1 protein-coding gene is annotated in these 850 nt (G+C 50.1%); it reads left to right on the forward strand.

The features are described from left to right. A partial coding sequence (locus tag A3751_RS21095; protein ID WP_156492711.1) for a hypothetical protein occupies positions 1 to 850 on the forward strand: 850 nt, incomplete at both ends.

Genomic DNA, 850 nt, shown 5'->3' on the forward strand with positions numbered 1-850 from the left:
CAGCACGTTACCTTGGTGACGTGGTTGATCCCGAAACGTCGAGCCCACTTGCAACACAAGTCTACATGGCGACCAATTTGAAGCTGAACGAGCCCAAACGCGTGCTTGAAGCGTTAGAGCCTACGATTGATCAGCAAACATCTGTCGAGATACTGGCGCTTTATGGTTTGGCTGCCGTCTCGGACGGGCAGTACGATAAAGGTGAGGCCGCCATTATCAAGGCCGCAGGTTTGGCTCCAAAGAATGTCCGTCTGCAGCTCGCGCTCGCGAGTTTTTATCGTAGCACGCCAAATGCCGACCGGAGCAAGGAGTTGCCTCATCTTCAAAAAGCATTCGAGCTTGACCCGAAACAGCGTCAGGTTTTAGTGGATTTAGCATCCTACTACCGCAGAAATGGCGAGCAAGACAAAGCGAAAGAGATCTTGGTCTCGAACGCGAAAAAGCATGCTGATGATTACACTGCGAATTTTATTGCGGGACAGTTTTTGGCGACAACCGGCGATATAGCAGAATCAAGTATGTTGCTTAAAAACGCTGCACCATTGGCTAAAGCAGATAGTCAGCGGGCAGTCATTCAAGGTGCACTGGGCCGTAATGCCCTGCTTGAAAACAAGAATGAAGCGGCGAAGCAGTATTTCGAAGCAATGCTTGAATTGAGTCCAAACAGCATTGGTGCATACGCTGGTTTGTATGAGGCTGAGAGCCGTGTGAATGGGCAGGAGAATGCTCTAAGAAAACTTGCTCAGCGTGCGAGAGAAGATCAGTCTCTGGCTGCGTATCAAAGCCTGATTCGTATCGCGTTAAGCAATCGAAATATCTCCGGCGCGGAGCGCTATTACGCTGACGCTAT

It is taken from the genome of Oleiphilus sp. HI0080 (assembly GCF_001635135.1).